The following is a 9,542-nucleotide window of genomic DNA, read 5'->3' as shown; positions in this document are numbered from 1 at the left end:
GTTTATACTCAACGGAACGACTATGCTTTTTGAACCGAGGAAAACCTTTTTTACCCGGTATCTTGGCACGACAATTCTGATAAAACCTATTAATTGATTGCCAGGCTCTATCAGCAGCCGATTGACGAGCTTGAGAGTTTAATTTATTAACCCAAGGGGTTTCTTTATTGTTAGCTAGTACCGCACAAAGCTTTTGGAGGTCATTGCGGGTTGTTCCTTTATTTTCTAGCCAATAACGAACACAAGAATTACGCACAAACTGAGAAGTTCTGATAGCTTCATCGAGCCGGTGATATTGCTCTGGTGTTCCGTTTTTTAGCTTTGCTTCTACGACTAGCATCTAACAATCCACGACCATTGGCTAAATTAGGTATAACACAGTTTACCCACAGATGGTGGAATTAAATCGATGCTCCGCGGTTGATATTCTGGTCGGATTTCATCCCCCGCTAATTTTGTTGAGTATCTTGTCGAAAAATGTAGCGGGGGCATTCATCCGACATTTTAGGTAAGATAGTTTTAACGATTGCCTGTATGTAAAGGGGTATATTAATTTCATGACAGCTACTAGCACAATTCCCGATTTTTGTCAAGGGATAAAATATTTTGGGGCTTCCTTACCCGAATTTGATAAATATGCAGGAAAAGCCGCTATCGCTGAGGGAAAAACCGCTATTATTGCCGCTAATGACCCGAATGCTATCTATCAAACCCTCCTAGCCGCCGATGCTTTGCGTTACCTCACCCTACAAATCACCGCTACCAAAGAATCGGGACACCCCGGCGGTTTTGCCAGCGCTGCCGACGTGATTGCCTCTTTGATGATGTTAGGCCAGAAAAATATTTTCACCGAAGTGGGCCATCATGCCCCCGGTTTTTATAGTAACGTCTTTCTCGATCGCTCTCTCGAAGCCATGGGCATCAGCAACGTCAGGGAATTGGGAGAACGTTTTCGGGAAAAACACGGACTTTTAGGGCATCTTTCTGGACAAATCCCCGGACTGCTCGGGCCGGCCGGTCCTTTGGGCCAAGGACAACATTTCGCCATGGCGGCGGCCAAATTACACCCTAATACCCTTTTCCCTGTGACTATCGGGGATGGTGGTTTAGGAGAACCGTACATTATGAGTAGTTTTGGTCATTTTCACACTGCTTACCCTGAAATTACCAATTTTCTGCCGATTTTAGTTTGGAATGGCTATTCCCAAGAACACCATAGCATGGTGTCCCTGAAAACTAACGCCGAAATGGAAGCCTATTGGCGCGGTAATGGTTTTGAGGAAGTGATTTTAATTAATGCCAAAGACTTCGATGATGCTAATCAAAATGGGGAATATGTAGATAGCACCAAATTCTCTTTTAACCAGCGTCTGGAGTTCATGAAAGCGGTGTTAATGGCCACGGATAAAGCCGCCCAATTAGCTTTAGGAGGCCAACTAACGGTGATCATTATTAAACAACTTAAAGGGGCGGGAGTTCACAAACGGGGAGCGGCTTCCCATAATCTTTATCCAGGAGATTCTTTAGAAAAAGATTATATCGTTACTGCCTTACAAGAACGCGCTTTACCCCCTGAAGCTTGGGCAATTGTTCGTACTAATTTCGAGCGCTCTGGAGGTGGTCCGGCAGTGGAAACAGTGGTGACGGAAAAAGTCTTCCCGCTGCCAGATTTAGGAACCTTACCGATGGCCGAATATACTGTGGGTGGTGATAAAAAAGTAGCCACCACTGCCATGGGGGAATTAGTGGTAGCTGTGGGTAAAGCTGACCCCAATTTTGTCGTCACTAATGCTGATGGTAATGCAGCTTCGGGAATTAATAATATTAACGTCGGTTTAAAGATTATTCACCCCACCAGCGATGATACCTATTTCCAAGCACCTAACGGTCAAGTTTATGAGCCTTTAAGCGAGGATGCCTGTGCTGGATTAGCCGTCGGTTTATCTCTCTTGGGAGGGCGGACTTTATGGTGTTCCTACGAGTCTTTTGCTATCAATGGTTTACCGATTTGGCAGACTGTAACCCAAGCGATGGCCGAGTTACGTCGTCCCACCCCTTCTACTATTACTTTATTCACCGCCGGAGCCTTAGAGCAAGGGCGTAATGGTTGGACACACCAACGCCCAGAGATTGAAAATTATTTCGCCGCTATGATGCGAAATGGTAATATTTTCCCGCTCTTTCCCTGCGATGCTAACAGTATTCAAGTCTGTTATGAATGGGCGTTAGGAACTAGCAATAAAGGCATTACAATCACCGCTAGTAAATCGCCTTTACCAGTACGAACCACTTTTGAGCAAACCCGTCAAGCTTTAGAAAAAGGCGGCGTAATTCTCCACGAATCGGAAGGCAGTAAAAAAGTCGTTTTTGCCGTCATTGGCGATATGACTTTATTACCCGTCTTTGAGTCTGCACAACAGTTAGAAGCAGCGGGAATCGGTGTAAAAATCGTCTCGGTAATTAATCCCCGTCGTCTCTATCGTCCTGGCGATGTGATGAGTGAAACTAGCTCAGCAGCTGATAATAATTTCCTCGATGATGCTGGTTTTGACAGTCTCTTTGCCGGTGATGCTTTAATCGGAGTAACCGGTGGTACAAGCGCCATGTTAGAACCGATTATGTTACGCAGTAATGCGCGTCGGGATGTCTTCGCTTGGAAACGGGGAGAAACCACCGCCAGTGCCGGGGAAATTATGGCCTATAATGGCTTAACTGCCAATGCTTTAACTGCGCGTGCTACCCAGTTATTAGGTTAAGTTCCCAGTTAGTTTTTTTTGATTATTCCCTACTCTCTCTGATTGGAAAGTAGGGATTTTTTCTTCAGGTCACTTTCGCCAACGGGATAAACTTTTAATCATTTTCCATAGGCGAGGATATTGGAGGGATAGATAGCGTTTAATATGGGATTTTAAACTAACTAAATCCTGAGATTCTTTCAGTTCTCTATCTTGATAAAAACGAATTAAATCATCCCGTCTTTTCAGTAAAATTTTAATTTGTTGGTAATCTTCTGAGCTTAAAACTTGATGGGGTTGAATATTTTCTGGCAGCGGGCGCGGGATGTAAAAAGTTGTATGAGATGGTGATAATTCCTGGCCCGGACGTTCTTTAGTATAGAGATAGATAGAAAGAGATTTACGCGATAAATGCCGTTGATTTTCTGGTAAATTAATCTGAGAAAATCCATGCCATGAATATTCATTGGTTTCAAAAATAACACAACGATTAAAGATAGGTAGAAAAGATTTAATCTTATTTTCTTCCGGTTGACGAGGATTGGAATGTAACTCTAGATTCCCTCCCCAATCTGCTTGCCATTGGGGATTTAAATAGATTAATAAATTCAAGCGGCGATGATACCAATGACGCTCATCGAAGTTAAAATCAATGTGAGGGTCTAATTCTTGACCGTGTAAATTTTCGTGGGTTCCACCCCCATAAAAACTAGGGTCTGGAATTAAATTATCGACACCGGTTAATTCGGAAATTAACTCTAAAAACTCTTTAGCTTGAACGTAGCGGCCAAACTGTTGATAAATACCCCCTAAACCGATTAAATCCTCATTAACCGCCTTGCCGCCAACTTTTCCTAACTCACTAATGGCTTTTTGCGGATTAAAACTCGGAAAATTTTCCAGCAAAATTTGCGCTTGCTCCCCAACTAAAAAATTATCGATGACCAAATGCTTAAACGGTTGCGCTGTCTCAAAATCTTGACGATAGACAGAAGATTTCTCATAAACAAGGGGATTAATAAACATTAGACAGCTTTTTTGTTGGTATGATAAATTATAGCAATCAAACTAGCAAAATAAAGATTAACTCTCCTATTGACCTAATCGCCTATGGACTGGTGGCACAAACTCAAAGATAATCCTCTCGCCCGTTGGGGAGCAGTTTTACTGTTAATCTTCTATTTAAGTGTAATGGCGGCGGATTTTGTCGCTCCCTACTCTCCCTACTCCTCCCAACCCGGTCAGTCTCTCCTACCCCCCACTCAAATCTTTTGGCGCTCGCAGTCGGGAAGTAACAAGGGTGAGTGGATTGGCCCCCACGTCTATCCCACCACTCAAAGTGCTATTAATATAGAAACTGGTGAGCGGAAGCTAATGAGAGATTTTAACAAACCCTTGCCGCTGCGTCTCTTGGTTAAGGGTGAAACCTATAATTTAGGTCAAATTCGCCTACCTTTGCCGCCAAAATGGGAGGAAGTAACTTTATTCCCCGGTATCCCTTTTGATCTCCATCTGTTCGGAGTCATCGGCGATGGTAGAATCAATATATTGGGAACTGACGAATCAGGACGCGATAGTTTTAGTCGCTTGATTTTCGGGGGCAGAATTAGTTTATTTATCGGTTTGGTCGGGATTTTAATTTCTTTCCCTATCGGTTTATTTGTCGGTGGCGTTTCTGGCTATTTTGGCGGTTGGTTAGATGCGATTTTAATGCGTTTTGTGGAAGTTTTAATGACTATCCCCGGCATATATTTACTCGTGGCCCTAGCGGCCGTTTTACCCGCAGGATTAACCAGCACCCAGCGCTTTTTATTAATCGTCCTGATTACTTCTTTTATCAGTTGGTCGGGATTAGCGCGGGTAATTCGCGGTCAAGTTTTATCCCTGAAAGAACAGGAATTTATTCAGGCCGCTAAAGCTATGGGAGCAAAACCCCTTTATATTATTCTGCGTCATGTGCTGCCCCAAACTGCCAGTTATATCATTATTTCTGCTACGTTAGCTGTGCCGGGGTTTATCGTGGCCGAATCGGTTTTAAGTTTAATTGGTTTGGGAATTCAACAACCAGATCCTAGTTGGGGAAATATGCTTTCTCTGGCTACCAATGCCTCAATTATTGTTCTACAACCCTGGTTAATTTGGCCAGCTGCTTTGTTAATTATTCTCACCGTTTTAGCTTTTAATTTACTCGGTGATGGTTTACGTGATGCCCTAGATCCTCGCAATTTAGAGAGATAATTTAGTTATTTTAGCCATTATCAGTGAACAGTCTCCCCACTTCCCCACTTCCCATTATGAATAAAATCAGTAAAACTTTTAATAATTTCGCCGATAGTTTGGTGATTTATAGTCAAAGATACGGGAAAATAAGCTGGTTAATATTTTTAATTATCTTTGCTTTTATCATGACGATAACCTTTAATTTTCCCGCACAATCGACCAATAAAACCCAAGAAAAAACCGAAATTCGTGGAGTTTGGTTAACTAATATCGATAGTGAAGTGTTATTGAAACCGGAAACCCTAAAAGATGCCCTTAATAGGTTGGCTGATTTAAACTTTAACACTATTTATCCCACGGTCTGGAATTGGGGTTATACACTCTATCCTTCTAAGGTAGCAGAAAAAGTTACGGGACGAGCGATCGATCCCCATGAATCTTTAAAAAATCGCGACTTTTTAGAGGAAATAATTAGCCAAGGTCATCGGAAAAAATTAAGAATTATTCCCTGGTTTGAATTTGGTTTTATGGCTCCTGCGGATTCAGAATTAGCAAAACGACATCCCGATTGGTTAACCCAAAGACAGGATAAAAGTGTGATTTGGTGGGAAGGAAAAGTGCATCAACGGGTGTGGTTAAATCCCTTACATCCGCAAGTAAAAAACTTTATTACGGATTTAGTCAGCGAGATTATTACTAACTACGATATAGAAGGAATTCAGTTTGATGATCATTTTGGTTATCCCGCCGATTTTGGCTATGATGAAACCACGATTAAACTCTATCAAAGGGAACATTCGGGACAATTGCCACCGCAAGATTACCAAGATAAAGCATGGATTCAATGGCGGGCCGATAAAATTACTGACTATATGAATAGTTTAGCCCAGACGATTAAAAAGCGCCAACCTACAGCGATTATTTCCCTATCTCCTAATCCCTACACTTTCTCCCTAGAATCCTATCTTTTAGATTGGCAAAAATGGCAAGAAAAAAACTTGATTGATGAATTAATAGTACAGGTGTATCGAACTGATATGAACGCCTTTGACTGGGAATTATCGCAACCAGAATTACAGCAAGCTAGAGAATCTATCCCCGTGGCTATTGGGATTTTATCTGGTTTAAAAGGTCGTCCGATTCCGATGGTTAATATTACTCAACAAGTGGAAAAATCGAGACAACAAAATTTTGGTGTTTCTTTCTTTTTCTACGAAACTTTATGGAATATCAGCAATGAATCTCCTTCCTATCGACGCAGGATTTTTCGGGAAATACTCCAGTCTGCTAATCCTAGCTAAAATTGCTGACTTTAAGCGAAATTATCGCCCTAACCCCGCTATAGTTTCTTAAGTTTATCTTTAAACTAAGAAAAAGCAGCAGGGAGAAACTAAAATCGCTAGAATGAAAGAAGACTCTCTTTTATCACTTTATCCATGCTGATCAGATCTAACCGAAGCTCGATCGCTAAACCTATTTTACTGTTTCTTGGCTGCCTTGTGATCGGGCAGTTGGGGATATTAGTGGTAGCCAATAGCCTCTGGTTTACCGAGATGGGTTATTTAAACACTTTCCTGAAGCAATTATCTTGGCAACTGGGATTAGGTTGGGGAAGTGCGATTCTTTCTCTACTCTTTATTTTTACTAATTTACGTTTAGCCCAGCGTTTTCGTTGGCAAAAACCCCGGGAAGATAGTTATCCTCTTAGTTCTCAATCTCCTAGTATTAATTTACTCGGTCTTTTGATTATCGCAACGGGAATTGGAGCTTGGATCGGGTCAATGTTATTGTATTACAGTAAACTAGCCCTCAGTCTCTGGACACCAGATTTTAATCTCCCTAACCTTAGTTCTTCCCTAAGTTCTCCTCTGGAAATAGTTTGGATTAGGCAAGTATTAACCGATATTTCCAGTAATCTGTGGCAAGGGGTAATTATCGCTCTTTTAGTCTTGGGATTATTAATTAAAACTGAGTATTTTTTGCGAATAATATCTATAGTATTCACTGTAATGCTATCTCTTATTATTGCTGGGCAGTGGGCGAATTTTTTAAAATATTTTTATGGTGTTCCTTTCAATATTAACGATCCTCAATACGGGAATGATTTAGGTTTTTACATCTTTCAATTACCCCTGTGGCAGTTACTAGAATTATGGCTCGGTGGTGTGGGAATATATACTCTTTTTGCTGTTAGTTTAACCTATCTTTTTTCGGCCGATAGTCTTTCTCTGGGAACATTTCCGGGGTTTTCCCGTCCGCAACTGCGTCATTTATACGCCCTGTGGAGTGGGTTAATGGGGCTGCTAGTATTACACCATATTATTCAGCGTTACCTGCTACTTTATTCTCCCGAAGGAGTAGTTTATGGTGCGGGTTATATCGATATTCATGTTGGCCAATTTATTGAAATTATTCTGGGAACTATTGCAGGAATAACCTCTATATGGTTAGGAGAAAAAGCATTATTTGGTAAAATAAACCGTCGCAAATTACACAAAACTACCAGGAAAAAGTTGGTATTTTCTCCCTACTTAGTTCCTGTATTTCTCTATTTAATTGTTTGGACAAGTGGCACAATTATCAGTGGAGCATTACAAAAAATAATCGTACAACCGAATGAATTAGTGAGAGAAAGACCCTATATTGAAAGAAGTATTCAATCCACAAGAGCAGCTTTTTCCTTAGATAGAATTGATGCCCAAGTTTTCGATCCACAGGCCGAATTAAATGCCGAAGTTTTAGAGAGAAATCATCTAACTATCGATAATATTCGTCTTTGGGACACCAAACCACTGCTAGAAACTAACCGACAATTACAGCAAATTCGCTTATATTATAAATTCCCCGATGCTGATATTGATCGCTATAGGGTACGAGTAGGACTGCCTGAAAAAATCGAGGAACGTCAAATATCTGAAAAACAACAGACCATTATTGCCGCTAGAGAATTAGATTATAGTGCGGTTCCCACTTCTGCTAATACTTGGGTGAATAAACATCTCGTTTATACCCACGGTTATGGGTTCACTCTTTCCCCGGTTAATTTAGTGGCTGCCGGGGGTTTACCCTACTATTTTGTCAAAGATATCGGCACAAATAAAGACGAAGGGGCCCTACAAACCTCTAGCGAATTAATTGATTATAGTATTCCCATTGGTAAACCCCGCATTTACTACGGGGAATTAACTAATAATTATGTGATGACTCCCACCACCGTAGAAGAATTGGATTTTCCTAGCGGGGATGGAAATGTCTATAACACCTACGATGGTAAGGGAGGAATCCTAGTGGGGACGGGGTGGAGACGTTGGCTATTTGCCCTTTATCTGCGGGATTGGCAAATGTTATTTAGCCAAGATTTTACTCCCGAAACTCGCTTATTAATGCGTCGTGATATCCAAAATCGCGTGCAAACTATCGCCCCTTTTTTAAATTATGATCGCAACCCCTATTTAGTAGCGGCAGATGTGGGGGATAGTAGTAGTAAATTACATTGGATTATTGATGCTTATACTATCAGCAATCGCTATCCCTATTCTGACCCGGGGAAAGATAAATTTAACTATATTCGCAATTCGGTCAAAGTGGTAGTGGATGCCTATCATGGAACGGTGAATTTCTATGTTGCCGATGAAAATGATCCAATCATTCAGACCTGGAGTAAAATCTTTCCTCATCTCTTTAAATCTTTAGCAGAAATGCCAAAAACTATCCGCAGTCATATCCGTTATCCCGAAGATTTATTTAGTACCCAAGCGGAAAGATTATTAACCTATCACATGACCGATCCGCAAGTATTTTATAATCGGGAGGATCAATGGGAAATTCCCCTAGAAATTTACGGCACGGAACCCCAGGCTGTATCACCCTATTATTTAATCATGAAACTGCCCGATTCCGACAAAGAAGAATTTATTCTCCTCCATCCCTATACTCCCTCTAGTCGGCAAAATTTAATCGCTTGGTTAGCAGCGCGTTCAGATGATAGAGAGTATGGTAAGTTATTACTCTATCAATTTCCTAAACAAAGGTTAGTGTATGGACCGAATCAAATTGAGGCTTTAATTAACCAAGATCCAGATATTTCTCAACAGATTTCCCTTTGGAATCGGGACGGTTCTAAAGTTTTGCAAGGACACCTATTAATTATTCCCATTGAACAATCTCTGCTTTATGTAGAACCTTTGTATCTAGTGGCAGACCAAAATAGTGTCCCGACAATCGCTAGAGTAACAGTTGCTTATCAAAATAAAATTGTCATGGAACCAACCTTGAAGGAAGCTTTAGAAAAGCTATTCTCAGGTCATCAGAGCTAAATTGCTGCTAATTGGCCACAAATTAGCAAGAAAGCTGATGTTGGTTCCAGAACAATCCTCCATATCCCCGAATTTGCCCGGAAAATTGCCTGGCAAATTCTCGTAGATTGAGAAAGATAATAATAGGTTGCTGGTTAATCAGCCAATTTCAAAATCCAGTATCATCAAAGGATTGAGTTATTCTTTTAATTGGAAAAGTGGGCAATTAATTCTGTGCGAGATGAATTAATTATTAAAGGGGTAAACTCCTCCACTGGTGATAATAAAATGC

At 41.0% G+C, this 9,542-nt stretch carries 5 protein-coding genes and 1 pseudogene; 4 read left to right on the top strand and 2 right to left on the bottom strand.

Annotation, left to right across the window (positions count from 1 at the left end):
* Positions 1–340, bottom strand: a pseudogene (locus IM479_RS16075) (RNA-guided endonuclease TnpB family protein); the annotation flags it as partial.
* A 217-nt stretch (positions 341–557) separates the two neighbouring features.
* On the opposite strand from IM479_RS16075, the gene IM479_RS16070 reads away from it, so the two are divergent.
* Positions 558–2,756 carry a phosphoketolase family protein gene (locus tag IM479_RS16070; protein ID WP_287685013.1) on the top strand — a complete coding sequence of 733 codons (2,199 nt, stop codon included), beginning with the start codon at positions 558–560 and terminating at the stop codon, positions 2,754–2,756.
* A gap of 69 nt (positions 2,757–2,825) precedes the next feature.
* On the opposite strand, the gene IM479_RS16065 is transcribed toward IM479_RS16070, so the two are convergent.
* Entirely contained in the window at positions 2,826–3,761 is a 936-nt protein-coding gene (locus tag IM479_RS16065; protein ID WP_287685012.1) for a 2OG-Fe(II) oxygenase, read from the bottom strand.
* A gap of 84 nt (positions 3,762–3,845) precedes the next feature.
* On the opposite strand from IM479_RS16065, the gene IM479_RS16060 reads away from it, so the two are divergent.
* From IM479_RS16060 to IM479_RS16050, 3 genes are all read left to right on the top strand, one after another.
* Positions 3,846–4,973: an ABC transporter permease gene (locus IM479_RS16060; RefSeq protein WP_287685011.1), complete on the top strand. Its 1,128-nt coding sequence runs from the start codon at positions 3,846–3,848 to the stop codon at positions 4,971–4,973.
* Positions 4,974–5,029: 56 nt separating this feature from the next.
* Entirely contained in the window at positions 5,030–6,256 is a 1,227-nt protein-coding gene (locus IM479_RS16055; protein ID WP_286826735.1) for a glycoside hydrolase family 10-like protein, read from the top strand.
* A gap of 135 nt (positions 6,257–6,391) precedes the next feature.
* Positions 6,392–9,271, top strand: a complete 2,880-nt coding sequence (locus IM479_RS16050; protein WP_287080010.1) for a UPF0182 family protein — start codon at positions 6,392–6,394, stop codon at positions 9,269–9,271.
* Positions 9,272–9,542: the final 271 nt, after the last annotated feature.

This window comes from Microcystis sp. M165S2 (assembly GCF_020245885.1).
Taxonomy (GTDB): Bacteria; Cyanobacteriota; Cyanobacteriia; order Cyanobacteriales; family Microcystaceae; genus Microcystis.
Note: the sequence above shows the minus strand (reverse complement) of the source record. Positions and strands in the feature narration are given on the sequence as shown.